This is a genomic window from Actinoplanes utahensis (assembly GCF_016862455.1).
Taxonomy (GTDB): Bacteria; Actinomycetota; Actinomycetes; order Mycobacteriales; family Micromonosporaceae; genus Actinoplanes; species Actinoplanes utahensis.
On sequence record NZ_BOMZ01000042.1, the window covers coordinates 15,970 to 42,097 of the forward strand.

Here is a 26,128-nt window from a genome sequence, read left to right on the forward strand (position 1 = left end):
CAGCACACGAATTCAACCCGCCCGCATGGCAGAATGCGGTCATGAGCGCGACGGACGGCCGGCTGGGCTTCGTGATCAAACGGGCCGAGCAGGCGCTGATCGCCCGCAAGTCCGCCGCGCTGCGCGAGTTCGGCCTGACCGTCCCGCAGTACGCGGCCCTCCTGCTGCTGGCCGAGGCCGGCGACACCGGGATGTCCGCCGCCCAGCTCGCCCGCGAGTCCCTGGTCACCCCGCAGACGATGGCCACCGTGCTGACCAACCTGGAGACCAAGGCGCTGATCGAACGCGGCCCCTCCCCCCTGCACCAGAAGGTCGTCGTCAACCGGCTCACCGCCGCCGGCGCCGCCCTGCTGACCGACGCCGACGACGCCGCGCTCCGGGTCGAGCGGCACCTCTCCGCCGCCTTCACCGAACCGGAGCTGGCCGCGTTCACCAGCCTGCTGGAACGCGCGGTCGCCGCGCTCACGGCCACCCGTTCGTAGGACCGGGCCCGGTTCCGGTCCGCCGCGAACGCGCAGGCCGGAGGGGGTGCGACCGACCCTGTCGCTCGTTAGGGGTGTTGACCCCATGTAGGCATCCGTCAATTCTGTCCGGCGTCGTGAAAACGAAATCCGCCTCGCGGCGGATCCCGGCGGAGGGGAACCGATGACCCGGAGCGCACGCTCGATCCGGGGGCGTATCGTCCGGATGCTCGCGCTCCCCGTCGCGGCCATGATGCTGCTGCTCGCGGTCGTCGTGGCCGAGGAGTTCGGCACCTACCGGCTGGCCTCCCGTACCGACCAGGCGATCGCCCTCGACCTGGCCGTCCAGGCGATCGCCCAGGAGATCCAGACCGAGCGCGGTGTGACCCTCGGCATGCTGGCCGGCGACACCGCCTTCCGCGAGCAGATCCCGCCCGCCCGGCAGCGGGTCGACGCCCGGCGCGCCGAGGCCGCTGCGCTGATCGCCGAACGCGGCGACCTGGACGGCCAGGTCGGCGAGGCGCTCGAACAGGCCGCCGCGCTGACCGAGATCCGCGCCGAGGTCGACCGCGGCGGCGCCGAGCGGACCGAGATCTTCGAGGACTACAACGAGGTCGTCGAGGAGCTCGGCGAGGTGTACTTCGCGCTCGACAACGCCGCCGACGCGACCATGCGGCTCGGCTCCGAGTCGCTCGCCATGCTCAACCTGGCCAAGGAGGCGACCGCCCGGCGGACCGCGTTCCTCAACGCGGTGCTCGCGTCCGGAGGCTTCGCCGAGGGCGAGTTCCTGCGGTTCGTGCAGCTGGGAGCCGACCTGGACGCGGCCCTGGCCGAGTTCGAGGAGTACGCCACCCCGGAGGCGCTCGCCGCCAAGGACCGCATCTACACCACCGCTCCGGCCAGACGGGCCGAACAGCTGCTGGCCCGGGCGCTGGACTCCGGCGACGGGCAGGTGCTGCGCGCCGACCCGCAACTGTGGTGGACGTCGGCGAACGCCGTGCTCGCCGACATGGCCAAGCTGGCCGGCGAGATCGGCGCCTCGCTGCGGTCCCGCGCCGAGGTGCTGCGCGACGAGGCGAACCTACGGCTGGCCGGGCTCGCCGCGGTGGTCCTGGCCTGCGTCGGCATCGCGATCTATCTGGGTACGGTCGCCGCCCGGTCGGTGGCGAGCCCGCTGGCCCGGCTGGCGGCCGAGGCCAACCGGCTGGCCGGGGTCCGGCTGCCGGAGGCGGTACGCCGGGCGGTGGACGGCGACGCGACCGGGCCGCCGGGGCCGATCACGGTCGCGGAGCACGCCAGCGCCGAGGTGCTACTGGTGGCGGACGCGTTCGAGCGGGTGCAGGAGACCGCGTACGAGCTGGCCACCGAACAGGCCGCACTGCGCCGGGCCAGTGCCGAGTCCCTCGCCAACCTGGGCCGCCGCAACCAGAACCTGCTGCGCCGCCAGCTCGGCTTCATCACCCGCCTGGAACAGGAGGAGTCGAGTCCGGCCGGGCTGGCCAACCTGTTCGAGCTGGATCACCTGGCCACCCGGATGCGGCGCAACGCGGAGAGCCTGCTGGTGCTGGTCGGCGCGGCCAGCCCCCGGCAGTGGTCCCGGCCGCTGCCGCTGACCGACGTGATCCGGGCCGCGGTGTCCGAGGTCGAGGAGTACCGGCGGGTGTCGCTGCGCCGGCTCGACGAGCAACTGGTCTCCGGCGCGGTGGTCAGCGGACTCGCCCACATGCTCGCCGAACTGATCGAGAACGGCCTCGCCTTCTCCCCGCCGGACATGGACGTGGAGATCCACGGCCGGTCGGTCGACGACGGCTACCTGATCGCCGTCTGTGACCAGGGTGTCGGGATGAGCGAGGAGGAACTGGACCGGGCCAACCGGCGGCTGCGCGGCGAGGGCGACTTCATCACGGCGCCGGCCCGGTTCCTCGGGCACTACGTGGTCGGCCGGCTCGCCGCCGAGATGGGCATCGACGTGCACCTGGCCCGGTCCGCGGTGACCGGGGTGACCGCGCGGGTCACCCTGCCCCCGGCCCTGCTCGGCGAGAACCCGGCGGTCGACGCCCCACCGGACGAGGCCGTCGTGGGGCCCGACCTGCCGTCCCTCAAGCCGCCGGCGGGAAGCACCCCGCTGGCGGTGGAGGTGGTCGACTACGTGGTCCTGGAGGAACGGCCGGTGGTGCCGGCCCAGCGCCGGCCCGAGCCCGAGCCCACCCTGGGACAGCGCTTCGCCGAGAGCCAGGTCGTCGTCGACGACGGGCACATCGGCAACGGCGGACACACGGGCAACGGCGCGCACACCGTCAACGGGCTGCGCCGGCGCGTCCCACGAGCGCAGCGGCCGGCGCCGCCCGCCGCCGTCCCGGACAGCCGCCCCGAGCCGTCGGCGCCGGTGGCCGGCTCCCCCGAGGCGGTGCGCACCCGGCTGACCGCCCTGCGCGACGGCATCCAGCGCGGCGCCGGCCACCACCGGCACGCGATGAGTGAGGAGACCCTGTGAGCGTCGAGGCCCCTGCCGACCGCCATCAGTTCAACTGGCTGCTGGGCAACTTCGTCCATCAGACCGACGGGGTTCGGGACGCCGTGGCGGTCTCGTCCGACGGGCTGCTGATCGCCGCGTCCGACGGCCTGGCCCGCGCGGAGGCGGACCAGCTCGGCGCGATCGTCTCCAGCATGGCGAGCCTGGCCCGCAGCGCGTCGCGCCGCTACGACTTCGCCGGCCTCAAACTGATCATGATCGAGATGCACCGGGGCTTCCTGGTGATCTCGGTGATCCCGGGCGGCAGCTGCCTGGGCGTGGTCGCCGCCGGGGACAGCGATCTCGGCCTGGTCGGCTACGAGATCTCCCTGCTCGCCGACCGCTTCGGCGACCTGCTCACCCCGGCCCTGATCGCCGAGTCCCGGCAGCATCTCCCCCGATGAGCACGGACGGGGAGGACATGGTGGTCCGGCCGTTCATGCTGACCGGCGGGCGGACCACGCCACTGCACGACGGGCTTCGGATCGAGACCCAGTTGTACGCCGTACCCGCCGCCCTGTCGGCGCCGCTGCGTTTCGAGTCGCGGCGGATCGTCGAGCTGTGCCAGCGGCCGATGTCCGTCGCCGACCTGGCCGCGACCCTGCGGGCCCCGCTCGGCGTGGTCCGGGTGATCGTCGCGGACCTGATCACCCAGGACCTCCTGCGCGCCGGGGAGGCGCCGGGTGAGCTGACCACCATGTTGATCGAAAGGATCCGGGATCGTGTTCGGGCGCTCTAGCACGGTGACGGCGGCGGCGCCGGTCGCCGTCAAAATCGTCGTCAGCGGCGGGTTCGGGGTCGGCAAGACCACCTTCGTCAGCGCCATCTCGGAGATCGAGCCGCTGGTCACCGAGGCGGAGCTGACCGAGAAGTCGATCGGGGTGGACGACACGTCGGCGGTCGCCGGGAAGACGACCACGACGGTGGCGCTGGACTTCGGCCGGATCACCCTGGACGAGACGCTGCTGCTCTACCTGTTCGGGACGCCGGGGCAGGACCGGTTCGCGTTCCTCTGGGACGACCTGGTGAACGGGGCGCTCGGCGCGATCGTGCTCGTCGACACCCGCCGGATCGAGGACTGCTTCCCGGCGATCGACTACTTCGAGGAGCACGAGATCCCGTTCATCATCGGGGTGAACGCGTTCGACGGGGCACGCCGTTTCGAGCTGACCGAGATCCGTGACGCGCTCGGGGTCGCGGACGGCATGCCGATGCTGGAATGCGACGCCCGCCGGCGCGAGTCCGTCAAGTCGGTGCTCGTCGCCCTGACCGAACGGGTCCTGGCCCGCCGCGTCGACCGCCGAGTCGGCCAGTCCTGAGGAACCGGCTGGTCGTCACTGCCGTCTCGGCGGCGCCGGGACGGCAGTGACGACCAGCCGGAGAGAACCACCGCATATGCCCGCAGCGGGCGGGTCGGCCGTGCCCGGCCGCCCACCCGCCCCGGAGCGCCACGGTTCTGTTCGTGGCCCGTACCGGATCAGGGTTTCTCGGTGAGGACGCCGTCCGTTTCGAGGTACGCCGCACCGGTCGCCGGGCAGACCCAGGCGTCGCCCTCGGCGACCAGCGGCCGGCCGGCGCGGCCGACCCAGCCGACGCGCCGGGCCGGAACGCCGACGACGAGCGCGAAGTCGGGGACGTCCTTGGTGACGACGGCGCCGGCGGCGACCAGGGCCCAGCGGCCGACGGTGACCGGCGCGACGCAGACCGCCCGCGCGCCGATCGCGGCGCCCTCGCCGACGGTGACGCCGACAGCGGTCCAGTCGTCGCCGGTCTTGAGACGGCCGTCGGGGGTGACGGCGCGCGGGTACTCGTCGTTGGTGAGGACCGCGGCCGGGCCGACGAAGACGCCGTCGCCGAGGCGGGCCGGTTCGTAGACGAGGGCGTGGTTCTGCAGCTTGCAGTTGTCGCCGAGGACGACACCGGGGCCGACGTAGGCGCCGCGGCCGATGATGCAGTCCCGTCCGATCGTGGCGTCCTCCCGAATCTGGGCGAGATGCCAGATCCGGGTGCCCTCGCCGACACCGGCCCGTTCGTCGACGTCGGCGGTCGGAGCGACGGTCACTGGCATGCGCGAGCCTTCCGGAGAGTGCGGCGGAGATCCGGCACAGGGTAGTGCCCGCCGACATGAGAAGTTGTCGGCAAAGCGACGGTGGGTGTCCAATCTGGCCGTGCGGCGTAGTCGCGGATGACCGAAGGTATCGGGCTGTCCCCCGCCTCCGCCGGAAATCCACTCACGATCTGGCGTACGGCCACCGGGGATCGATAGCTTTCCAGCGGGCCGCGTCCGGGGTCCGTCCACTTCCGACGAAACGGATCGCTGTGAATTCTCAGCCTCCCGCGCCCATCGGCGTGGCCGTCGTCGGGGCCGGTTACTGGGGCCCCAACCTCGTCCGCAACTTCCAGGGCAGCTCCGCCTTCCACCTGCGCTGGCTCTGCGACCTCGACGTCGAGCGGGCCCAGCGGGTGCTCGGCGACTACTCGACCGTGCGGGTCTCGGCGGATCTCGACGAGGTGCTCGCCGACCCGGACGTGCACGCCGTCGCCATCGCCACGCCCGCCGGCACCCACCTGCCGGTCGCCATGGCCGCGCTGCGGGCCGGCAAGCACGTGCTGGTGGAGAAGCCGCTCGCGGCCACCTACGCCGAGGGGCTCGAGCTGGTCGAGGAGGCCGGCCGGCGCGGGCTGACCCTGATGTGCGACCACACCTACTGCTACACCCCGGCGGTGCTGCGCATCCGTCAGCTGCTCGCCGACGGGGAGCTGGGCGAGCTGCACTTCCTCGATTCGGTACGGATCAACCTCGGTCTCGTCCAGCGCGACATCGACGTGATCTGGGACCTGGCGCCGCACGACCTGTCGATCCTCGACTTCGTGCTGCCGCCGTCGGTGCGCCCGATCGCGGTCGCCGCGCACGGCGCCGACGGGATCGGCGCCGGCCGGGCCTGCGTCGCCTACCTGACGTTGCAGCTCAGCAACGGCGCGATCGCGCACATCCACGTGAACTGGCTGTCCCCGGTGAAGGTCCGCACCGCGATCATCGGCGGTTCGAAGCGGACCCTGGTGTGGGACGACCTGAACCCCAGTCAACGGCTTTCGCTGTACGACCGGGGCGTGGACGTGGCCTCGCCGGAGGAGCTCGAGGACGAGCAGCGACGCGACATCCTGGTGTCGTACCGGTCCGGGGACATGGTCGCCCCGGCGCTGACCGAGCGCGAGGCGCTGCGGACGATGGTCGACGAGTACGCGCGGGCCATCACCACCGGAACTCCCGCACTGACCGACGGCCGGTCCGGGCTGCGGGTGCTGGAGATCCTCCAGGCCGCCTCGCGCAGCCTGGCCGAGGGCGGAACCATGATCAAGCTTGACGAAAGGCACATGGCGTGACTGGGGTACAGATCGAGGGCGCGCGCGCTCTCGTCACCGGCGGAGCGGGCACGATCGGCTCCCACGTCGTCGACGAGCTGGTGCGCGAGGGCGCGTCGGAGATCGTCATTCTCGACAACTTCGTGCGGGGCGTCTCCTCGAACCTCGCCTGGGCGGTGGAGAACGGGCCGGTCCGCGTCGTCGAGGGGGACATCCGCGACCGCGAGCTGGTCTCCGCCCTCACCGCCGGCAAGGACCTCGTCTTCCACCTGGCGGCCATCCGGATCACCCAGTGCGCCGAGGAGCCGCGGCTGGCGAACGAGGTGCTCGTCGACGGCACCTTCAACGTCATCGAGGCGGCCGCCGAGGCGGGGGTGAAGAAGCTGATCGCGTCGTCGTCGGCGTCGGTCTACGGGCTGGCCGAGGAGTTCCCGACCACCGAGCGGCACCACCCGTACAACAACGACACGTTCTACGGCGCGGCGAAGGCGTTCAACGAGGCGACGCTGCGCAGCTTCAAGGCGATGAAGGGCCTGGACTACGTCGCCCTGCGGTACTTCAACGTGTACGGCCCGCGGATGGACATCCACGGCCTCTACACCGAGGTGCTGATCCGCTGGATGGAGCGGATCGAGTCGGGCACTCCCCCGCTGATCCTCGGCGACGGCCTGGCCACCATGGACTTCGTGCACGTCGCCGACATCGCCCGCGCCAACATCCTGGCGGCCCGCGCCGACGTCACCGACGAGGTGTTCAACATCGCGAGCCACACCGAGACCAGCCTCAAGGAGCTGGCCGCCGCGCTCAGCGCCGTGATGAAGTCGGACCTGGCGCCGGAGCACGGCCCGGCCCGCGCGGTCAACGGCGTCACCCGGCGCCTGGCCGACATCTCCCTCGCCGAACGCAAGCTGGGCTGGAAGCCGCAGCTCACCCTCGAAGAGGGCCTGCGGGGCCTGGTCGACTGGTGGCGGGCCTCCCAGTGATCCCGGTGATGATCCCCGACCTCGGGGAAGAGGAGGCGCAGGCCGCGGCCGAGGCGATCCGGTCCGGCTGGGTCGCCCAGGGGCCGCGCGTCGCCCGGTTCGAGACCGAGTTCGCGGCCACCGTCGGCGCCGAGCACGGCGTCGCCGTGTCGTCCTGCACGACCGGCCTGCACCTGGCGCTGGTGCTGCTCGGCATCGGGCCCGGCGACGAGGTGATCGTGCCGTCGCTGTCGTTCATCGCCACCGCCAACGCGGTCCGCTATGTCGGGGCCACGCCGGTCTTCGCCGACGTGGAGCTGACCACCGGGAACGTCACGGTGGAGACGGTGGACGCGGTCCGCACCGAACGGACCCGGGCGGTCGTCGCGGTGCATCAGGGCGGCGTGCCGTTCGACACGGCCGGGCTGCGCAAGGCCGCGGAGAGCTGGGACGTCGGGCTGGTCGAGGACGCCGCGTGCGCGGCCGGTTCGACGGTGTACGGGCAGCCGGCCGGCGCCGGAGCCCGGGTGGCGGCCTGGTCGTTCCACCCGCGCAAGCTGCTCACCACCGGCGAGGGCGGCATGGTGACCGTCGACGACGCCGAGTCCGCGGCCCGGCTGCGGCGGCTTCGCGAGCACGGCATGAACGTGTCGGCCGCCGACCGGCACGCGGCGAAGCAGCCGGTGCTGGAGGCGTACCTGGAGACGGCCTTCAACTACCGGATGACCGACATCCAGGCGGCGGTCGGGCTCGTGCAGCTCGGCAAGCTGGCCGGTCTGGTGGCGCAGCGGCGTGCCCTGGCCGCCCGCTACCATGCGCTGCTCGCGGAGATCGACGGCCTGGTGCCGGTGCGGGACCCGGCGTACGGGACGACGAACTACCAGTCGTTCTGGGTGCTGCTCGACGGCTTCCGGACGAGCCGCGACGAGGTGCTGACGTCACTGGCGGCGCAGGGTGTGTCGGCCCGGCGGGGCATCATGGCGGCCCACCTGGAACCGGCGTACGCGGACGTGACCCCGGCGCCGCTGCCGGTGACCGAGCGGATCACCCGAGAGTCGCTGATCCTGCCGCTGCATCACAAGCTCACCGAAGCCGACCAGAACCACATCGTCGAAGTCCTCCGCACCCTCGCGTGAGTACCACGTCCGACGGCCGCCGCCCTGCCGGGGCGGCGGCCGTCGTCGCACATCCGCGGGGTACCGCCTAGATCGCCAGCAGGTTGATCAGGAAGGCGACGGTGGCGGGCTCGGGCTGGGTGCGGCCGGCCAGCACGTCGTCCAGCCAGGTGGGGTTGATCAGGCCGGTGTCGCGCAGCGGGGCGGCCACCTCCGGTTCGGCGCGCCAGTGGGCGACCACCAGGGCGGCCATCTCGGCGGCGCCGAGCTGCGGGCGGCCCTGGCCGCGGAGCTTCTGCCGGATCTTGCGGGCCGCTTTCCGGGCGGTGACCCGGTACGCCGCCGTCCGTGCCGCGAGACCGGGCCTGCCGAGCCGGTTCGGGATCAGGCCGGAGTCCAGCGGCACCGCCGCGAGTTCGGCGTCGAGCAGGCTGATCAGCCGGCCGGTGAGCAGCCCGCCGCGTTTGTCCTCGGGCCGGACCGCGTGCGCGAGCTGGATGAACCGCCTGTCGAACATCGGGTTGACGAAGTGCCGGTTGGCCGCCGCCACCGACCCGTGCGCACCGGACCAGCGCTGCATCCGCTGGTAGAGGTAGAAGTGGTCGGTCGCCGCGAGCCACTCCGACGGGTAACCCTCGAACGACTCGGTGATCAGTGCGAGGGAGTCGGCCCGCGCGGACGCCGCGAAGTCGGGCGCGAGGGCCGCGGTCTGGACGGCCTCGTTGGCGTAGAGCCGCCAGGTCGCGAGTTTCTCGATCAGTCGCGGTCCGGTGACCGCTCCGCCGGGCTGCCCGAAGTAGTAGAAGCCGCGGCACGTCTCGCCGCCCAGCCCGGACAGCCGGTGACCCTGGTCGAGCCGGGCCTCGGCGCGCAGCAGCGGGGCGAGCGCGAGCGGGCTGGCCATGCCGTCGAGCTGCCGCGCGGCGGACAGGGCCAGGCGGTGCGCCTCGGCCGGGGTGACCGCGGGCCCGTCGTCGAGCCAGTGGATGTGCAGGTCCATCCCGGTCAGGCCGGCGAGGCGGGCGGCGAACCGGGAGTCGGTGCCGCCGTGCACGTCGAGGGTGAGCGCGGCCAGGCCCGTGCGCAGGTCCGGCGGGATCGCGGCGAGCAGCACCCGGGTGTCCTGCCCGCCGGTCAGCTGCAGCACCGTGTCGGGATGGTCACGCAGATAGGCCCGGTGGAATTCGGCCATGATCTCGGCCTGCTCGGCGGCGGCCTCCTCGACCGACGGCGGCGGGCCGTCGACGGCCAGGGACTCCTCCACATAGCGGTGCAGGGTGACCCGGCCGTCCTCGAGCACCGCCAGGTTGCCGGCCGGGATCTTGCCGACGCCGGCGAAGAGGGTGCGCAGGCCGACCTGCCAGCCGACCAGGCTCTGCACCGCGAGGGCCTGCCGGTCCAGGCGGGCGCCGACCAGCGCGGCGAGCGCGAGGGCGCTGGTGGAGACGGCGGCGACACCGTCGCCCTGCCACCAGAAGAGCTGCTGGAAGCCGAGCCAGTCGGTGGCCACCACGATCGGCGCGCCGGGCGCGTCCCGGTGGGCGGCGGCGAACGGCGGGACGATGGCGGCGAGCCGGCCGCCGTCCACTTTGACGCCGTCGCGCAGCAGCGCGCCGAGCGAGGCGTCGGAGACATCGGCCGTCCGCGTCCGGGCGGCTCTGCCGAGGCGGACGGTGAACGCCCCCTCCGCCGCGCCGGGACCGTCCATCGCCACCCAGCCGGCGCCGGTGCGGGAGACGGCCGGTGAGCCGAGGTGCGCCAGAACGGCTGCTGACGGGGCCACGGCGGACGCCCCGGAAACCGCGAGGAACGACCTCACCGCAGAATTCCAATCATATGCTCACCCTAGTCGCCGCGACGGTCCTGGAGAAAGCGCCGGCGGCACGGGCGAAACAGACATTTACCGAGTTATTCGTGTCATTCTTCCGACCCTGCGGAAAGAGGCTGTGGAAACGCGATTCCGTGCCGTGGTTGACTACGTGTCATGCTGGCTCGGATCTGGTCGCGGCGAACCGTCGACACGGCGTTCTCCACCCCGGACAACAGTTTCGGTTTCCTTCGCCTGCTGTTCGCCTTCGCCGTCCTCGTCTCGCATTCGCTGCCGATCGGTTACGGGCGTGACGACCCCGGCGTCGGGTTGAGCCACGGTCAGACCGGCCTGGGTGAGATCGGCATCCTGGGCTTCTTCACGATCTCCGGCTTCCTGATCACCCGCAGCGGCGGGCGGCTGCCGCTGCCCCGCTACCTGTGGCACCGCGCGCTGCGGATCCTGCCCGGTTTCTGGGTGTGCCTGCTGGTGACGGCGTTCGTGATCGCGCCGGTGGTGGCGCTGATCGAGGGCGGAGGGCTGTCCGGGCAGGTCAGCTACGTGCTGAACAACGCGCTGGTCAAGATCCGGCAGTACGGGATCGGCGAGCTGTTCCTGGACACGCCGTACGGGGAGCGCACCGGCACGTCGGTCGTCAACGGATCGCTGTGGAGCCTGTTCTACGAGTTCCTCTGTTACCTGATGGTCGCCGGGCTGGCGCTGCTCGGGGTGCTGCGCCGGGCCCGCTGGGTGGTCGTACTGCTGGCGGCCGGTGGGCTGGCCCTGATCGTCCGGGACCTCGTGCGGGCGCCGCGGATCCCCGGCCCGCAGGGCGCGCACGAGCCGTTCCTCGGCATCGCGGCGCTGGACGCGTACTCGCTGATCTACCTGACCTACATCTTCCTTCTCGGCGCGCTCTTCGAGTTGTACCGGCGCCGGATCGTGCTGAACGACTTCGGTGCGATGGTCGCCGTGCTGACCGTGGCCGGGACGCTGCAATTCGGTGCTTTCGCCGTTCTCGGCTATCCCGCGTTCGCCTATCTGGTGCTGTGGCTGGCGGTTCGGCTGCCGGCCCCGTTCCGCCGGATCGGCCGTCATTCCGACTACTCGTACGGTTTCTATATCTACGCTTTTCCGGTACAGCAGTTGCTGGCGCTTCTCGGCGTACCGAAGCTGGGCCTGGTGGTCTATGTCCTGCTCGCCACCGCGGGCACCTTCGCCCTCGCGATCCCGTCCTGGCACCTGATCGAACGGCCCGCGATGGCCTGGAAGAACTGGTCGCCCCGCGGTCAGCGGATCACGGCTGGCGACCAGGCGTCCGGGATGAACAGTCGCGGCGAGCCGCTGCCGTCCGCCGGGACCGTCCACACGTCACTGGCCGACGGCCCGACACCGGAACGCGGCAATCCGTAGAGGACGTTCGTGTCGTCGAGCCATTCGATCTGGTCGTCGACGCTGCGCTTCTCGGCGAGCCGGGTGGTCCGGCCGGTGGCCAGGTCGTACACGGCGATCAGCCACTGGCCCTCCGCCTGCCCGTTGCGGGTCTTGATGGCGACCCGGGTGCCGTCCGGCGACAGTGCCGGGCACTCGGCGTCCTCCCGCAGCGCCACCAGCTTCCGGTCCCTGATGCTGCCCTCGACCAGCCAGGTCTTCGCCCCGGACGCGGCGGTGGCGTAGAAGCGGCCGTCGGCGCCGGTGAACGTCACGCCCCACATGTTGCGGTCCTGGCTGCCGTTGCGCCTCCCGTCGACGAGCAGAGTGAAGTCGCTCTCCAGGTTCAGGCTCACGCCGCCCGCCAGCGGCGTCACCAGGGTCTCGGTGGAGAACTCGCCCGGCGAGGTGTAGTCGTGCCCGGCCACGAAGGTGGTGGTGGCCGCCCAGGCGCCGTCCGGGGACAGCCGGGTGCGGCTCGGCACGCCGGACAGCGGCAGGTCCCGGGTCACCGTCCAGTCGGCGTTCAGCACCTCGGCGCGGTACGTGGTGACGAAACCGGGCTTCGCGTACAGGCAGACCGCCGCGCCGTCGCGGGAGTACACCCGGTCGCAGCGGGCGCGGGTGAACGCCCGCGCGCCGCCCGGGTCGGCGAGCGGCACCACGGCCACCCGCCCGTAGTCGTCGCCGATCGCGGTGCTGCGGAAGACGATCCGCGGCCGCCGGGACACCGCGGCCAGGTCGGTGACCGGCACCGGCGGCGCGGCCGCCACCAGCTGATCCTGCTGACGGCGGGTGTGCACGACGAACGCGACAGTGCCCGTCACCGCCAGGACCAGCACGGCCGCGAAGATCGCCAGCCGGTTGCGCAGACTCACTCGATGCCTTTCAGCAGCCGCCAGGCCGCCACCATACCCACCGTCAGCAGCCCGGCCGCCAGGCACAGCGCCGCGGACGGACCCAGGAACTGCCACAGCACGGCGAACGCCAGCGCCATCGCGAACCGGGCCAGCACCACCACGGTCTGCGCGGCGGCGATCCCGCTGCCCCGCGCCTCGGCCGGCACCCGCGGGCTGATCAGCGCCGGCAGCACCCCGTCGGTGGCCGCGTAGTACGCCCCCAGCAGTCCCAGCGCCAGCAGGGTCAGCCACAGCCCGCCGCTCGGGGCGGCGGCGACCAGGTAGACGGCCAGCAGCGCGACATGGCCGCCGAGGAACACCCGCGCCCGGCCCACCCGGTCGGCGAGGCGCCCCACCGGCACGGCCAGCAGCAGGTAGACGAGGTTGGTCCCGACGTACATCAGCGGGAACCAGCGGGCCGCGAAGTCGTCGCGGTGCTGCAGCGACAGGTAGAGGAAGCCGTCGCCGACGGTCAGCAGGCCGAGCACCCCGACGGCGATCAGCGGCCGGCGCAGCCGCGGGCCGGCCAGCTCGGTGAACAGCCGGCGCAGCGGCAGGCCCGCGCCCCCGCCGCCGGTGCGCCGGTCCGGCACGAACAGCACCAGCACCGCGACACCGAGGACGCCGAACGCGAACGAGGCCACGAACACCGAGGTGTAGCCGCCGGGCACGGCCAGCAGCAGCGCGAACGCGGCGAGCGGGCCGAGCGCGGCGCCGATGGTGTCCAGGGTGCGGTGCACGCCGAACGCCCGGCCCAGCGCCGCCGGGTCGGAGACGTCGGCGATCAGCGCGTCGCGGGGCGCGGTCCGGAAACCCTTGCCGAGCCGGTCGGCGGTCACCACCGCGGTGACGGCCGCGAAACCGTGCGCCGGGATCAGCGCGATCCGGCTGAGCGCGGACACGCCGTACCCGGCGGCGGCGATCCACTTGGGCCGGTTCGACCGGTCGTTCAGATAGCCGCCGAAGATCCGGACCAGGGCGCTGACACCCTGGTACAGGCCGTCGACGACGCCGTACGCGATGAGGCTGAGCCCGAGTTCGGCGGTCAGGTAGAGCGGCAGGACCGCGGCCACCATCTCCGACGACACGTCGGTGAGCAGGCTGACCACGCCGAGCAGGAAGACCGTTCCCGCCACCCGGGTCCGCCGGTCACGAGGGCCGGCGGGCCGGTCGCGGATCGAGATGTACACGGTGGTGCTCAGTCCTCCAGTGCCGCTGCCAGCGCGCGCACGACCGTCTCCTGCTGGTCCGCGGTGATCTGCGGGTACAGCGGCAGGGAGAGGATCTCGCCGGCCGCCTGCTCGGCGAGCGGGAAGCTGCCGGCCGGGTACCGCTCGTCGGCGAACGCGGGCGTCAGGTGCAGCGGGTACGGGTAGTGGATGGCCGCGCCGACCCCGGCGGCGTGCAGCCCGGCCAGCACGGCGTCGCGGCGCTCCGGGCCGCCGGGGATCCGGACCACGTACAGGTGCCAGACGTGCTCGTTGCCGTCCAGCGTGGCCGGGCGGACCACGTCCAGGCCGTCGAGGAGCTCGTGGTAGCGGGCGGCGGCCGCGCGGCGGGCGTCGTTCCACACGGCGAGGCGGGCCAGCTTGGCGCGCAGCACCACGGCCTGGAGGGCGTCCAGGCGGCTGTTCACGCCGACCAGGTCGTGCACGTACTTGCGCAGGCCGCCGTGGCTGCCCAGGGTCCGCACGACGGTGGCCTGATCCTCGTCCGGGGTGAGGACGGCGCCGGCGTCCCCGTACGCCCCCAGGTTCTTGCCGGGGTAGAAGCTCGTCGCCGCGATCCCGTCGGCGCCCGCGGCCCGGCCGTGCCGCAGCGCCCCCTGGCTCTGCGCGGCGTCCTCGACCACCGCGACGCCGCTGCCGGCCAGCGCGGCCCGCAACTCGTCGGCGGCGGCGAGCTGGCCGTAGAGGTGCACCGGGACCACAGCGGTGGTCTTCGGGCCGACCGCGGCGAGCATCTTCGGCACGTCGACCAGATAGGTCGCCGGGTCGATGTCGGCGAGCACCACCCGGGCGCCGATCCGGGCGACCGGCTCGGCGGTGCCGACGAACGTGTTGGCCGGGACGACCACCTCGTCGCCCACCTTCACCCCGGCGGCCCGCAGCGCCAGCTCGACGGCGTCGGTGCCGTTCGCCACGCCGACGCAGTGCGGCGCGCCGGAGAAGTCGGCGAACTCGCGCTCGAACGCCGCCACCTCGGGGCCGCCGACGAAACCGGTGGTGGACAGCACCCGCTTGAAGCCGGCGTCCACCTCCTCGGCGACCTCGGCGTGGGCAGCTTGAAGATCGACGAGCGGAATCATCTTGTGTGGTCTCCCCCGAAATCCGGACGCCCTCGAACGGGCCGAAGCCTCGTCTACTGTAGTCAGCACGATGCTGGGCGTAGCCCTCCGAAGGGTGGGGCGGACCGTCCGTTCGGCTCGTATTCATCGATCCCCGGCGCGTCCACGGTGACTGAAGGTGTCTCCATCGGACTCGCCCCGCGTCGGTAGGGTCGGGCGCGATGGGATCTGGGCTCAGGGGGAGGCCAATTGTGAGTTCGACGGCGCTCGCGCCCGCGCCGGCCGGGACCGACGAGAGGCTCACCGGGGTCCCCGGCGAACCGCTCGCCCACCGGCGGTACCGGCGCATGCGGTTCATCCGGCGCTTCGAGGAGACGCTGCTCCAGCTGTTCGAGGAGGGCGCACTCAACGGCACCACACACGCCTGCATCGGGCAGGAGGCCGACGCGGTGGCGGTGACCGAGCACCTCGCCGACGGCGACCACATCTTCAGCAACCACCGCTGCCACGGCCACTACCTCGCGCACTCCGGCGACGCGCTGGGCCTGATGGCCGAGATCATGGGCAAGGAGGCCGGCGTCTGCCGCGGCATGGGCGGCAGCCAGCACATCTGCGCGCCCGGCTTCAAGTCCAACGGCGTGCAGGGCGGCATCGTGCCGAACGCGGCCGGCATCGCCCTGGCCAACCAGCTCGACGGCGACGGCGCGGTGAGCGTGGTGTTCATCGGCGACGGGACGCTCGGCGAGGGCGTGGTCTACGAGACGCTGAACATGGCGGCCCTGTGGAGACTGCCGCTGCTGGTCGTCTGCGAGGACAACCGGTGGGCGCAGAGCACGCCGGTCGCGGCGAACCTGGCCGGCGACATGGCCGCCCGGTTCGCCGCCTTCGGGGTGCCGGTCCGGGAGATCGACAGCACCGATGTGGAGGAGCTGAGCACGGTCGCCGGCGAGGAGGTGGCGGCGGTGCGGGCCGGGGACGGCCCGCGGGTGCTGCTGATCCACACCTATCGGCTGTGTCACCACTCCAAGAGCGACGACGAGCGGCCGCAGGACGAGATCGACGCGCACTGGCTGGTGGAGCCGCTCGTGGTGCACGGGCGGCGGCTCGACGGCGCGGACCGGTCCCGGATCGACGACGAGGTGGAGGCCGCGCTGGCCGAGGTCGTGGCGACGGCGAGGGCCCTGCCGTGATCTTCGCGAAGGAGCTCAACGACACGCTGCGCGGCGCCCTCACCGGCGACCGGCGGGTGGTGCTGCTGGGTGAGGACATCGCCGATCCGTACGGCGGCGCCTTCAAGGTCACCCGCGGCCTGTCCACGGCGTTCCCGCAGCGGGTGCGGACCACGCCGATCAGCGAGGGCGCGATCGCCGGGATCTCGGCGGGGCTGGCGCTGGCCGGTTACCGCCCGATCGCCGAGGTGATGTTCGGCGACTTCCTGACGCTGATGTTCGACCAGGTCGTCAACCACATGGCCAAATACCAGGCGATGTACGCCGGGCAGGCGACCTGCCCGGTGGTGATCCGCGCGGCGACCGGCGGGCACCGCGGTTACGGCCCGACGCACAGCCAGAGCCTGGAGAAGCACTTCCTCGGCGTCCCGCACCTGCGGGTCGTCGCGGCGTCGCTCTACCACGACCCGCGCACGGTCTTCGCCGACTTCCTCGGCCGCGACGAGCCGGTGCTGTACGTCGAGCACAAGCTGCTCTACCCGCAGCACCTGACGTCGCCGGTGAACGGCCGGGTCGGCGACCTGATCGCCGGCAGCGACGCCTCGCCCGGCGCGCTGCCGACGATCCGGCTCTCCGCGGTGCCCGCCGAGGACTGTTCGGTGAGCGTTCTGGCGTACGGCTACCAGGCCCACCTGGCCGCGCAGGTGATCGAGCGCCTCGCCATCGAGGAGGAGATCTTCGCCGAGCTGATCGTCCCGGCCCAGATCGCCCCGATGGACTGGGCGCCGGTCGAGCGCTCGGTCGCCGTCACCGGCCGGCTCGTCACCGTCGAGGAGGGCGCCGACGGCTGGTCGTGGGGCGCCGAGGCCGCGTCGGTGATCTCCCGGCGGCTGTTCGGGCGACTGGACCGGCCGGTCGACGTCGTGGCGAGCGATGCCACGGTCATCCCGTCGTCGAAGACGAAGGAGGCCGCGGTTCTGGTCGGCAGTGCCCGCATCGAGGCGGCCATCCGCGCCGCCGCCAACTGAGGAGACCCGTTGAATCCCGTCCTGGTGCCCACCAACGACGTCAACAGCGAGCACGGCATCCTGGTGATGTGGTTCGCCGACGACGGCGCCGAGGTGGAGAAGGATGAGCTCCTCGCCGAGGTGGAGACGAGCAAGGCGGTCCTCGAGGTGGTCGCCCCGGCCGCCGGGGTGCTGCTGCACACGGCGGCCAAGGGCGCCGAGGTGCCGTTGAAGGAGCCGATCGCGTTCCTCTTCGACGACATCGCGGCCCGCGACGCCCATCTAGCCGCCGAGCAGGCGAAAGCGGCCGCCGCTCCGGCCGGGGGTCCGCGCGCCACGGTCAAGGCCGTGCAGCGGGCCAAGGAACTGGGGGTCGACCTGGCCACGCTGAGGCTGGACCGGTTGATCACGGTCAAGGACGTCGAATCCGTTCAGCCCGTCGCGGAGATACCGGACGATCTGCCCGAACCGCTGGCCGGCGCGCCCGGCCGACAGCGGATCCTGATCATCGGGGCGGCGCTCGGCGCGACCCAGGTGCTCGACATCCTGGCCGGCAGCATCACCCAGCAGGCGGTGGCGATCGTCGACGACGACACGTCCCGCTGGGGCGCCGACGTGCACGGCGTTCCGGTGGTCGGCGGCACCGGCCGGCTCACCGAACTGTTCGCGGCGGGCGCCTTCGACGCGGCGATCATCGCGATCGGGAAGTCGCCCGCCGTCCGCGCGAGGTTCCGGGCGGCCTGCGCCGAGGCGGGCGTCCCGCTGGCCAACGCGATCGACCCGACCGCGAAGATCGCCACCGACGTGACGCTCGGGCAGGGCAACATCATCTGCGCGTTCTGCCACGTGGCGACCGGGGTGAAGGTCGGTGACAACAACTTCTTCTCGGCGTACAACTCGTTCGACCACCACAGCGTGATCGGCGACGACAACGCCACCGGCCCGTCCGTCTACACCTCCGGCAAGGTCACCATCGGCAGCCGGACCCGGTTCGGCACCGGCATCGTGATCGAGCCGGACGTGGTGATCGGCGACGACGTGGCGGTGGCGTCCGGCGCCGTGATCGTCAGCTCGGTCCCGGCCGAACACGTCGTCAAGACGAAGATCGTGACGACCACGGTCGTGCCGCTGCGCCGTTAGAGATCCGGCTGGTCGTCAGTGCTGTCTCGGCGACGCTGAGACAGCACTGACGCCCAGCCCGGTTTCAGCAGTCGGCGGCGGCGGACCGACCGGCCAGCGGGTGCCGCGGTGTCAGCAGTCGGCGGAGGCGGGGCGGCCGGCCAGGCGGTCGCGCAGCCAGTCGACGGCGGCGCCCTGGTCGGACAGCAGCGGGCCGAAGTGGTTGAGCAGCGGGCTGCCGGTCTTCGGCAGGCTCACCGGGGCGTAGACCACGTGGCCGCCGAGGCCGCACCAGTCCGTGGCGAGGGCGCGAGCCTGGGCGTGCGGCACCAGATCGTCGTTGACGCCGGTGGCGACGCGGACCACGCCCGCCGGCTTCCGCGTGCCGATGGTCTGCGCGTCGAGGAACGCCCGGAAGCGCGGCTCGGCCTCGACGAGGCTCGCCAGGGGCTGTCCGCTGGTGGTCCAGCCGGTGCTGCGCTTGTTCGCGTACCCGAAGATCGCGTCGCCGACGCACGCCGTGGACAGGTCGGCGAGGGCGGCCTTGCCGGCGGCGCTGAGATAGCGTTCGGCCAGCGGCCGCAGCTCCGGGTCGGATTGGAAGAACCCGTTGACCGACCAGCCGAGCGCGCCGACCAGTTCACTGCCGTCGATGGCGGCCATCACCTCGGTCAGGTCGGCGGGCGGGGCCCCGGCGTAGGTCGCGGTCAGCCGGACGTCCGGCGCGTAGGACGGCTGCAGTTCGGCGGCCGCCGCGACCGCGCCACCACCCTGGCTGTAACCGTAGAAGCCGACGGCCGACGACGCGGTGATCGACTTCTTCGGCAGAGCGAGAGCCGCCCGGGCCGCGTCCAGGACGGCGTGGCCCCCGTCGACCCGGTTGACGTAGGTGTGCAGCCGGTCGGTGGTGCCGAGCCCCGGGTAGTCGGTCTGGACGACGGCGATGCCGCGGGCCAGCAGCCGGTAGATGGCCAGGACCTCGTAGCCGATCGACACCGTGGTCTGGTTCTTCTCCAGGCCGACGATCAGGCCGCGCTGCAGGGCGAGGGAGGTGGAGCACTGGTCGCCCTGGCCCATGGTGCCGGGCGCGAGCACGACCAGCGGCCGTGGTCCCGGCCCCCACCAGCGGGCGGCCGGTTCGAGGTAGGCGCCGGTCACCGCGACGGGGCCGCCGTTGGAGTCGGTGGACTTGTACATGATCCGGGTGGCGGTGGCCGGCAGGGTGCCGGTGATGCCCGGCAGGGACAGCGCCAGCGGGAGGCGTTCGGTGCGGATCAGCGTGCCGTTCGCGTCCGGGAGGGCGGCGGGCGGCGTGTAGAAGGCGGGGATGGTGACGCCACGGGACGTGGCGGCCTGTGCGGGCTGCGGGCCGAGGGTGACGCCCGCGAGGGCGGCGGCGAGCAGCACGGCAGGGATACGGGTACGAAGCGGCATGTCCAGCCTCCGTAGGCTCAGCTCAGAGTCACCGGAAGGTAACGAAGCGAACCGAGACATTCCAGAGGCCGGAGTTCTCACTACTTCTCCGGCTGGCCCTCAGTGCTGTGTCAGCGGTGCCGAGGCAGCACTGAGGGCCAGCCGGATCACGACCGCGATCAGATGCCGCGGCGGCGCCAGGACTGCCACCAGAGCCACTCACGGCCCTTGGCCGCGACGGCCGACAGGACCAGAGGCTGGAGGTACGGCATGGTCCGCGCGCCGACCCTCCGGCGCACCGACAGCGCCCGGTACTCCGTCAGCCTCCGGTAGTCCGGCCAGACCTCCGCCGCGAACGCCTCCAGCTCGTCGACCGGCACGATCGCCGTCTTGCCGCGGTCGTAGGCGCGGAACGCCCGGCGCAGCGCGAACCGGGCCAGCCGCTGGTGCACCATCGCGTCCAGGCGGTCCGCGTCGGGCAGCAGGTGCCGGCACTTGGTCAGCACCGACTCGTACGCGATCTTCCGTTCCCGCAGGTCGTCGATCGCCCCCGCGTCGGCGTGCATGTTCTTCGCGTGCAGCCGGTAGTACGCCTGGTCGGCCCGCACGTAGCCGACGTCGGCGTGCGAGGCGAGCCGCATCCACATCTCGATGTCGGCGGCGTGCGGGAGGTTCGGGTCGTACCCGCCGACCTGCTGTTGCAGTTTGGTCCGCACCACCACCTCGGGCGAGGTGATGCAGCCGGTGCCCTCCCGGAACCGCCGCTCCAGCCACCAGTGGCCGTTGTAGACGGTGCTCCGGCCGCTGTCCCTGGCCGGCGGCGGCGGGCCGGGGTGCTGGAAGTGCACCGGGTGGCCGTAGGCGAAGCCGACGTTCGGGTTGGCGTCGAGCAGCGCCACCGCCCGGGTCAGCGCGCCCGGGGTCAGCAGGTCGTCGGCGGAGAGCAGCACGGTGTAGTCACCGTCGGCCCATTCCAGGAGACCTTCGTTGTACGTGGCGATGTGCCGCTTGTTCTCGGCGTGCACCAGGACCTCGACGCGTGGGTCGGCCTCGGCGATGGCCCGCGCCTTGTCCGCCGAGTCGTCCGGCGACGCGTCATCGATGATCAGCACCCGGACATCGACGCCCGGGTTGTCGAGCACGCTGTCCACGCACGCGCGCAGGTAATCGCCGTACTTGTAGCACGGGATCACGACGCTGACCGAACTCACCTTGTTCTCCCCAGGTAGGAAATGGCGGACCCGGCGCCGGTGGCGCCGGGCCCGTCGATTCACGATGCGGTCGGCGAGAAGATCGCGTCGACCCAGTAGTTGGCGGCGTTGTAGCTCGACGTCGGGAACACCCGGCTGGTGCTCGCCTTGAAGAGCCCGTTCCGCGCGCCGACCATGTCGGCGGTCGCGGTCAGCGGGTACGACGACCGCGCAGTGGTGAAGTACGCGCCGCTGTACGAGTAGAAGCCCACCTCGGTGTGGTACGACACCACGTACGGCACGTTCGCGTCGATCGGCACCGGGCCGGCGAACTGCAGCGTCTGCCAGCCGCTCGCGGTCTCGTTGACGAACGTGCCGGTCGCCAGCTCCTGGCCGCCGGCTGTCCACAGCGTGCCGGTGTGCGTGCCGGTGTTGCGGTCGCCCTTGTAGAAGCGGACCCCGGTCACGTAACCGTCGATCGCCGACACGAACCGCATGCCGAGCTCCAGCGAGCCGGCCTCACTGGCGCTCTCCACCGCCGGGGTGGAGGCCGGGCTGAACACCGTGCACGGGCAACTGACCCCGGACCCGGTGGTGAACTGCCAGGTGAGCGCGTTCGGCATGGTGTTGCCCCACAGGTCGGCGGCCTTCACCGACGCGGTGAACACGGTGTTCGCCGCCAGCGCGGTGTCCGGCCGCAGGGTGGCCTTGCGGGTGGTGTCGTCGTAGGAGACCTTCGCGGCGACCGCGGCGCCACCGGCCGTGAGGGTGAACTCCAGCGTCTCCGGGTTGATGTCGTGGTCGAAGGTCGCGGTGACGGCGGTGTTGCGGGCGACGCCCGCGTCCCCGGCCGCCGGGGTGCGCACGGTGACCACCGGAGGCGTGGTGCCCGCGGTCGCGGTCTCCACGATCGCGTCCACCCAGTAGTTGGTGTTTCCCCAGCTCAGGTTGGGGAACCCGCCGCCGGTGCCGTACTTGTAGACGCCGTTCGGCCCGGCGACCCCGGACTGCAGCTGCTTCACGATGCCGTCGCCGGCGCCCTTGTTGCTGAAGTAGCCGCTGCTGTACGAGTAGTGCCCGGTCGGCGTGTAGTACGACACGATGTACGGGGTGTTCGCGGCGATCGACACCGCTTTGGCGAAGTTCAGCGTCTGCCAGCCGCTGGCCGTCTCGTTGCTGAACGTCCCGGACGCCAGCAGCTTGCCACTGGTGGTCCAGAGCTTGCCGAGGTGCGTGCCGGTGTTCGCGGCCGACTTGTAGAACCGCACGCCGGTGACCTGCGCCGGCACCCCGACCTGGAACTTCACGCCCAGTTCGTTGGCGTTGCCGTCGAAGGAGTCCACCTTCTCCGGCACGTCCGTCGTCTTGTACGTGGTGCACGGGCACTGCTGCGGCCCGACGGTCACGTTCACCGTGCGGAGCGCCCCGAAGTTGAGGCTGTCGTCGATGCCGCGGACCAGGATCTGGGCCGGTCCCTCGACGATCGGTGTCCAGGTGTACTGCCAGGTCGCCAGCCCGTCCGCGGCCCGCCAGGTGGTGCCACCGTCGGTGGAGACCTCCACCCGGGCGAGTTGCCCGGACGCGTCGGCCGCGGTGCCGGTCACGGTGATCGGCGACAGCTTCGGCACGGTCGTGCCGGCCGCCGGGGCGGTGACGGTGCTGACCGGGCCGACCGTGTCGGTCGACTTGGTGGGCGTCTTCAGGAGGCTCTGCAGCGTCCTCGGCTGCACGCCCATGTCGGCGAAGAGGTTGGCGGTGGCCTGCTGCATCCGCAGGTCCTCGGAGGTGGCCGGGCCGGTGTGCTGGGCGCTCAGGCCCCACGACCACTGCACCGTGCCGGAGCCGAAGACCAGGGCGCCGGAGCTCTGGTCGCGGTACATCACCACGTTGTGGGTGGCGACGCCGTTGCCGTAGTTGTTGCCCTCGTCGAGCAGCAGGGTGCCGTCGGTGATCTGCAGGGTGGTGGAGGAGAACCGGACCATGCCCGGCGGCCGGGCCGCGTTCTCGATGTCGGAGTCCCACTCGTAACCGAGGGTGCCGGCCGGGAAGGTCGCCACCTCGCCGCTGTTGAGGTTCCGGATCGTGGTGTCGCGCCACAACCGCAGGTTCTTGAACTCGGCCGAGACGGTCATCGCGTCGAACCGGTAGCCGTTGACCGTGAAGAGGGTGCCGGTGATCTTGTTCTGCGGCTGGTTGCCGCCGGTGCCGGCGCCGGCCGGGTCGATCCAGGTGCCGGTCCACTGGCCGCTCGGGTCGGCGACGCCGTTCGGCGGCGTCATCTTCATCTTGGTCATCTTGTAGCAGACCAGGGTGCGGTTGGCGCCGCCGCTGGTGGCGATGGACGGCTCCAGCCGGGTCCGCCAGAACGCCTCGTTGCCGCTGAAGAACGCCAGGTTCGTCCCGGACTCGCGGGCCGCCTCGACGTTGTTCCAGAGGTTCTGGTCCCAGTACTCGTCGTGGCCCGACGAGAGGTAGACCTTGTGCTGGGGCAGCAGCGACGGCTTGGTCGACACGTCGATGTTGGAGGCGTAACTGACGTCGTAGCCGTTGCGCTCCAGCCAGGAGATCATCGGGTACTCGCTGGACAGGATGGCGTTGTCGCCGGCGATCCGCATCGGCCGGTTGTAACTGACCTTGTACGCGCGGCCGTCCGGGGCCGGGCCGCCGCCCTCGTACATGTTCTGGCCGCCCCACTTGTTGTAGGCCTGCCAGGTCTGGTCCGAGGTCTGCACCAGGATGTCGGAGTCGCTGTCGTCGTCGGCCACGACGAACGGGTACGGCATGTAGCCGGCGCCGCCGCCCTGGTCGAGCATGGCCAGGTAGACGCCGGAGACCGCGTCGGCCGGCACCTGCCAGCTGACGTTGGTGGTCCAGTTGCCGCAGTCGACCAGGCCCACGGCCGGGTCCTTGAGGCACTCGTCCTGCACCTTGGCCGGGAACTCGGCCGTCGGCGAGGTCGGCATCCGGCGCGCGCCGGCGCCGTTGTAGTAGCCGAGTCGCAGGAAGCTGACCGTGAACGCGGTCGGCGAGTTCACCTTCATCTGCAGCGTCTCGCCGGGCTGCACGCTGACCTTGGTGGTGAATCCCTCGATGTCACCCCAGGAGCTGTCACCCCACCAGTCCTCGAGGGGCGTGCCCGGCTTGGAGTTCTCGCAGACGATCGGGTTGGAGTTCGCGCCGCAGGGGTCCTCGGCCGCGAGGACCGCCGCCGGCGTCAGGATCGCGGCTGCGATGACCAGCGCGGATATTGCGCCTGATGCGAGCCTGTGTATCACTCGACTTCTCTTTTCATGGGAATGGTGATATCGACCGGCAGGGCGCTGCGGGCCCTGCCGGCCGTGCGGGGTCAGGTGAGACCGGCGGTCGGTGTTACCGCGCCGGTTTCGGCACCTGCTTCGTGGTTGGTACGCCGTCGATCGTTCCGACGACATTGTTCGACCACTCCCCATAAGTGGTGGAACAGTTGCTGTCGCAGCCGCCGGCCGCGTCCCAGTGGGTCGGGCCGAAGACGTTGTCGGTGATCTTCAAGTCGACGCCGGTCTGGGCGTACAGCCCGTAGGCGCCGAGGGATATGAAACTGTCGCGCACCGAGTAACCGCGCAACTGGGACCCGTCGACCTGCTGCGTGAACAGGACGGCGGTGATCGCCTTCCAGTAGTTCGCCACCGGCTTGCCGGTGTACGCGTCGATACCGGGTTCGAGACGGCTGTTCTCGATGGTGACCGGGCCACTTCCGCCGTACGGGAACACACCTCCGGTGTGCGCCTGCCCGGGGTCGCTCAGGTTGGCGATGTAGTTGTCGTGCAGCCAGCTGTTGCGGATGGTGGTGCGTGCCCCGCACAGGCACATGCCGCCGGTGTTCGCCACGTCCACCCGGTTGAGGGTGATGGTGCAGGTGGCGCAGTCGTTGATGGCGTGGTCGTTGAGCGGGACGCTCTTCTCACCCAGTCCGGCCGGCTCCGGCCGGATGGTGACGTTCGTCAGGTTCAGCTCCAGGCTGCCCTTGGCGTCGGAGTTCACCAGGATCGCCCGGTTCTGCGCGCCGGGCGGCGGCGCGATGATCGAGTTGGTGATGTTGACCTTGCCGTGGCAGCTGGTGCCGATGTAGATGAAGGCCCGGAAGTACATCCGGTCCAGGTTCACCGTGCCCTTGCAGTCGTAGAGATCCCATTCCAGGCTCTCCTTGTTGTGCGCCTGGACCAGCTTGTAGCCCGGGGGCACCGGCAGCCGGGCGTCGGACTGCTTGTAGCGCTTCACGCCCGGGGCGCCGACGGAGAACCGGGCCGGGTACCGCCCGCCGCCGGTCGCGTTGACCGGCAGCGCCTTCGTCCGAACGGGCGCGGCGGTGGGCTCGGCCGCGGGCCCGGGCGCCGACGGCACGGCGGAGCCGGGCACCGACGACGGCGGTGTCCGCCCGGGCGTCCCGCTGGGGGCGGCCGGCACCGAACTGCCGGGCGTCCCGGCGCCGGTGGCGGTCCCGGCGACCGGGTCCCCGCCCTCGTCGCGCAGCAGCACCACGGCCGTCAGCCCGGCCGCCAGCAGGACGGCCAGCCCGGCCGGAAGAAGGAAACGGCGCTTGCGGTCCGTCGTCACGACAGCTCCCACGGGGTCCAGTAGCTCTCCGGGTTGATGGTGTAGTTCACGGTCGGCTCCGGGATGTGCTCGACCCGGTGCCGGCGGCTGAACCGGTAGATGAGCTCCCAGTCCTCCTTCGGCGCCACCGAGGTGGTGCGCCGCAGCCGGCTGAACCGGGTGTCCGGCAGCCGCCGCAGCACCAGCGGGTTGTTGTCCAGGTAGCAGCGTTCCCAGGCGAGCTTGCGGTCGAACGGCACGGACAGCACGTCGCGGACGGTGCCGTCCGGCGTCAGGCGCCGCATCGCGGTGTAGACCGCGTCCGGCCGGTCCGGGACCGCCGAGCCGTCCAGGCGGGCCAGCGCCGTCTCCAGATGGTGCGGATCCCACGTGTTGTCGTCGTCGAGGAACGCCACGAACGCCGAGTCGGTCAGGCCGATCCCGACGTTGCGCCCGACCCCCGGCACGTTGATGTTGTGCCGCAAGGCCACCACGTGCAGCCGGGGATCGTCCGGGAACTCCGGCAGCCCGCCGCCGCCGTCGTCGACCACCACCACGACCAGGTCCCGCATCGTCTGCGCCAGCACCGACGCGACCGCCTGCGACACCCCGGCGGGCCGCTTGTAGGTCAGCACGATCACCGCGACCCGGGCCCGCGGGCGCGTCCCGCCGGGCAGGCCGGCCAGCAGGCGGCGCACCTCGGCACGCTCGAACCGGCCCAGGCCGACCGCGGTGTGCCCGAGCACCACCTTGTTGCGCAGCTCCTCGAGGGGCAGCCAGCCGTACCTGTCGCGTAGTCGCTGCTTCAGCGAACGCATGTC

General features: G+C 71.8%; 21 protein-coding genes. 12 read left to right on the forward strand and 9 right to left on the reverse strand.

What is annotated here, in order from left to right:
- Window positions 1-41: 41 nt before the first annotated feature.
- The 5 genes from Aut01nite_RS15365 (at window position 42) to Aut01nite_RS15385 (ending at window position 4,292) form a co-directional block, all read left to right on the forward strand.
- Window positions 42-482, forward strand: coding sequence for a MarR family winged helix-turn-helix transcriptional regulator (locus Aut01nite_RS15365; RefSeq protein ID WP_043531875.1), 441 nt, complete (start codon window positions 42-44; stop codon window positions 480-482).
- A gap of 205 nt (window positions 483-687) precedes the next feature.
- A complete protein-coding gene (locus Aut01nite_RS15370; protein WP_236643114.1) occupies window positions 688-2,955 on the forward strand; it encodes a sensor histidine kinase in 2,268 nt (755 codons plus the stop codon).
- The gene (locus Aut01nite_RS15375) at window positions 2,952-3,377 is read left to right on the forward strand and encodes a roadblock/LC7 domain-containing protein (protein ID WP_043531877.1); all 426 of its coding nucleotides are present in this window, start codon (window positions 2,952-2,954) and stop codon (window positions 3,375-3,377) included. The genes Aut01nite_RS15370 and Aut01nite_RS15375 overlap by 4 nt, the downstream gene beginning before the upstream one ends.
- Window positions 3,374-3,712: a DUF742 domain-containing protein gene (locus Aut01nite_RS15380; RefSeq protein WP_043531879.1), complete on the forward strand. Its 339-nt coding sequence runs from the start codon at window positions 3,374-3,376 to the stop codon at window positions 3,710-3,712. Before Aut01nite_RS15375 ends, Aut01nite_RS15380 begins: the two co-directional genes overlap by 4 nt.
- Window positions 3,696-4,292, forward strand: coding sequence for a GTP-binding protein (locus Aut01nite_RS15385; protein WP_043531881.1), 597 nt, complete (start codon window positions 3,696-3,698; stop codon window positions 4,290-4,292). Before Aut01nite_RS15380 ends, Aut01nite_RS15385 begins: the two co-directional genes overlap by 17 nt.
- A 158-nt stretch (window positions 4,293-4,450) precedes the next feature.
- Here Aut01nite_RS15385 and Aut01nite_RS15390 read toward each other — a convergent pair whose 3' ends face one another.
- Entirely contained in the window at window positions 4,451-5,041 is a 591-nt protein-coding gene (locus Aut01nite_RS15390; protein WP_043531883.1) for an acyltransferase, read from the reverse strand.
- Between the two features lie 251 nt (window positions 5,042-5,292).
- Between Aut01nite_RS15390 and Aut01nite_RS15395 the strand changes: the two genes are divergently transcribed.
- Genes Aut01nite_RS15395 through Aut01nite_RS15405 form a run of 3 tightly spaced genes read left to right on the forward strand, consistent with a single transcriptional unit; the run spans window position 5,293 to window position 8,434 of the window.
- Window positions 5,293-6,357, forward strand: a complete 1,065-nt coding sequence (locus Aut01nite_RS15395) for a Gfo/Idh/MocA family protein (RefSeq protein WP_043531885.1) — start codon at window positions 5,293-5,295, stop codon at window positions 6,355-6,357.
- Window positions 6,354-7,319, forward strand: a complete 966-nt coding sequence (locus Aut01nite_RS15400) for an NAD-dependent epimerase/dehydratase family protein (protein WP_201775628.1) — start codon at window positions 6,354-6,356, stop codon at window positions 7,317-7,319. Before Aut01nite_RS15395 ends, Aut01nite_RS15400 begins: the two co-directional genes overlap by 4 nt.
- Before the next feature lie 8 nt (window positions 7,320-7,327).
- A complete protein-coding gene (locus Aut01nite_RS15405; protein ID WP_043532131.1) occupies window positions 7,328-8,434 on the forward strand; it encodes a DegT/DnrJ/EryC1/StrS family aminotransferase in 1,107 nt (368 codons plus the stop codon).
- A 67-nt stretch (window positions 8,435-8,501) separates the two neighbouring features.
- Here Aut01nite_RS15405 and Aut01nite_RS15410 read toward each other — a convergent pair whose 3' ends face one another.
- Window positions 8,502-10,232, reverse strand: a complete 1,731-nt coding sequence (locus Aut01nite_RS15410) for a class II glutamine amidotransferase domain-containing protein (RefSeq protein ID WP_043531887.1) — start codon at window positions 10,230-10,232, stop codon at window positions 8,502-8,504.
- 165 nt (window positions 10,233-10,397) lie between these two features.
- Here Aut01nite_RS15410 and Aut01nite_RS15415 point away from each other — a divergent pair, with 165 nt between their 5' ends.
- Window positions 10,398-11,633 (forward strand): acyltransferase family protein, encoded by a 1,236-nt coding sequence (locus tag Aut01nite_RS15415; RefSeq protein WP_043531889.1) that lies wholly within the window; start codon window positions 10,398-10,400, stop codon window positions 11,631-11,633.
- Between the two features lie 892 nt (window positions 11,634-12,525).
- On the opposite strand, the gene Aut01nite_RS15420 is transcribed toward Aut01nite_RS15415, so the two are convergent.
- Entirely contained in the window at window positions 12,526-13,740 is a 1,215-nt protein-coding gene (locus tag Aut01nite_RS15420) for an MFS transporter (RefSeq protein WP_052164463.1), read from the reverse strand.
- Window positions 13,741-13,748: 8 nt separating this feature from the next.
- Window positions 13,749-14,858 (reverse strand): DegT/DnrJ/EryC1/StrS family aminotransferase, encoded by a 1,110-nt coding sequence (locus tag Aut01nite_RS15425; RefSeq protein ID WP_043531894.1) that lies wholly within the window; start codon window positions 14,856-14,858, stop codon window positions 13,749-13,751.
- A 230-nt stretch (window positions 14,859-15,088) separates the two neighbouring features.
- Between Aut01nite_RS15425 and Aut01nite_RS15430 the strand changes: the two genes are divergently transcribed.
- From Aut01nite_RS15430 to Aut01nite_RS15440, 3 genes are read left to right on the forward strand one after another with little or no spacing between them, the layout of a single operon-like run.
- Window positions 15,089-16,027 (forward strand): thiamine pyrophosphate-dependent dehydrogenase E1 component subunit alpha, encoded by a 939-nt coding sequence (locus Aut01nite_RS15430; protein WP_043531897.1) that lies wholly within the window; start codon window positions 15,089-15,091, stop codon window positions 16,025-16,027.
- Window positions 16,024-17,034 carry an alpha-ketoacid dehydrogenase subunit beta gene (locus Aut01nite_RS15435; RefSeq protein WP_043531899.1) on the forward strand — a complete coding sequence of 337 codons (1,011 nt, stop codon included), beginning with the start codon at window positions 16,024-16,026 and terminating at the stop codon, window positions 17,032-17,034. Before Aut01nite_RS15430 ends, Aut01nite_RS15435 begins: the two co-directional genes overlap by 4 nt.
- A gap of 9 nt (window positions 17,035-17,043) precedes the next feature.
- Complete coding sequence (locus Aut01nite_RS15440; protein WP_043531901.1) at window positions 17,044-18,153, forward strand: biotin/lipoyl-containing protein; 1,110 nt, start codon at window positions 17,044-17,046, stop codon at window positions 18,151-18,153.
- Window positions 18,154-18,264: 111 nt separating this feature from the next.
- Here the strand turns inward: Aut01nite_RS15440 and Aut01nite_RS15445 are convergent, their stop codons facing one another.
- The 5 genes from Aut01nite_RS15445 to Aut01nite_RS15465 all read right to left on the reverse strand — a co-directional run bounded on the left by Aut01nite_RS15445 (window position 18,265) and on the right by Aut01nite_RS15465 (window position 26,125).
- Entirely contained in the window at window positions 18,265-19,566 is a 1,302-nt protein-coding gene (locus tag Aut01nite_RS15445) for a lipase family protein (protein ID WP_043531903.1), read from the reverse strand.
- A gap of 158 nt (window positions 19,567-19,724) precedes the next feature.
- On the reverse strand, window positions 19,725-20,756 hold the full coding sequence (locus Aut01nite_RS15450) for a glycosyltransferase family 2 protein (RefSeq protein WP_043531905.1): 1,032 nt from the start codon (window positions 20,754-20,756) through the stop codon (window positions 19,725-19,727).
- A 59-nt stretch (window positions 20,757-20,815) separates the two neighbouring features.
- Window positions 20,816-24,010: a N,N-dimethylformamidase beta subunit family domain-containing protein gene (locus tag Aut01nite_RS15455; RefSeq protein ID WP_043531907.1), complete on the reverse strand. Its 3,195-nt coding sequence runs from the start codon at window positions 24,008-24,010 to the stop codon at window positions 20,816-20,818.
- Window positions 24,011-24,104: 94 nt separating this feature from the next.
- Entirely contained in the window at window positions 24,105-25,328 is a 1,224-nt protein-coding gene (locus tag Aut01nite_RS15460; RefSeq protein WP_043531909.1) for a hypothetical protein, read from the reverse strand.
- Window positions 25,325-26,125: a glycosyltransferase gene (locus Aut01nite_RS15465; protein ID WP_043531911.1), complete on the reverse strand. Its 801-nt coding sequence runs from the start codon at window positions 26,123-26,125 to the stop codon at window positions 25,325-25,327. The genes Aut01nite_RS15460 and Aut01nite_RS15465 overlap by 4 nt, the downstream gene beginning before the upstream one ends.
- Between the last annotated feature and the right edge of the window lie 3 nt (window positions 26,126-26,128).

Bases quoted from the DNA above. Each gene is read 5' to 3' on its own strand.
- Aut01nite_RS15365 (WP_043531875.1), top strand. From the start codon at position 42: ATGAGCGCGACGGACGGCCGGCTGGGCTTCGTGATCAAACGGGCCGAG.
- Aut01nite_RS15370 (WP_236643114.1), top strand. From the start codon at position 688: ATGCTCGCGCTCCCCGTCGCGGCCATGATGCTGCTGCTCGCGGTCGTC.
- Aut01nite_RS15380 (WP_043531879.1), top strand. From the start codon at position 3,374: ATGAGCACGGACGGGGAGGACATGGTGGTCCGGCCGTTCATGCTGACC.
- Aut01nite_RS15390 (WP_043531883.1), bottom strand. From the start codon at position 5,041: ATGCCAGTGACCGTCGCTCCGACCGCCGACGTCGACGAACGGGCCGGT.
- Aut01nite_RS15405 (WP_043532131.1), top strand. From the start codon at position 7,328: ATGATCCCCGACCTCGGGGAAGAGGAGGCGCAGGCCGCGGCCGAGGCG.
- Aut01nite_RS15415 (WP_043531889.1), top strand. From the start codon at position 10,398: ATGCTGGCTCGGATCTGGTCGCGGCGAACCGTCGACACGGCGTTCTCC.
- Aut01nite_RS15425 (WP_043531894.1), bottom strand. From the start codon at position 14,858: ATGATTCCGCTCGTCGATCTTCAAGCTGCCCACGCCGAGGTCGCCGAG.
- Aut01nite_RS15445 (WP_043531903.1), bottom strand. From the start codon at position 19,566: ATGCCGCTTCGTACCCGTATCCCTGCCGTGCTGCTCGCCGCCGCCCTC.
- Aut01nite_RS15465 (WP_043531911.1), bottom strand. From the start codon at position 26,125: ATGCGTTCGCTGAAGCAGCGACTACGCGACAGGTACGGCTGGCTGCCC.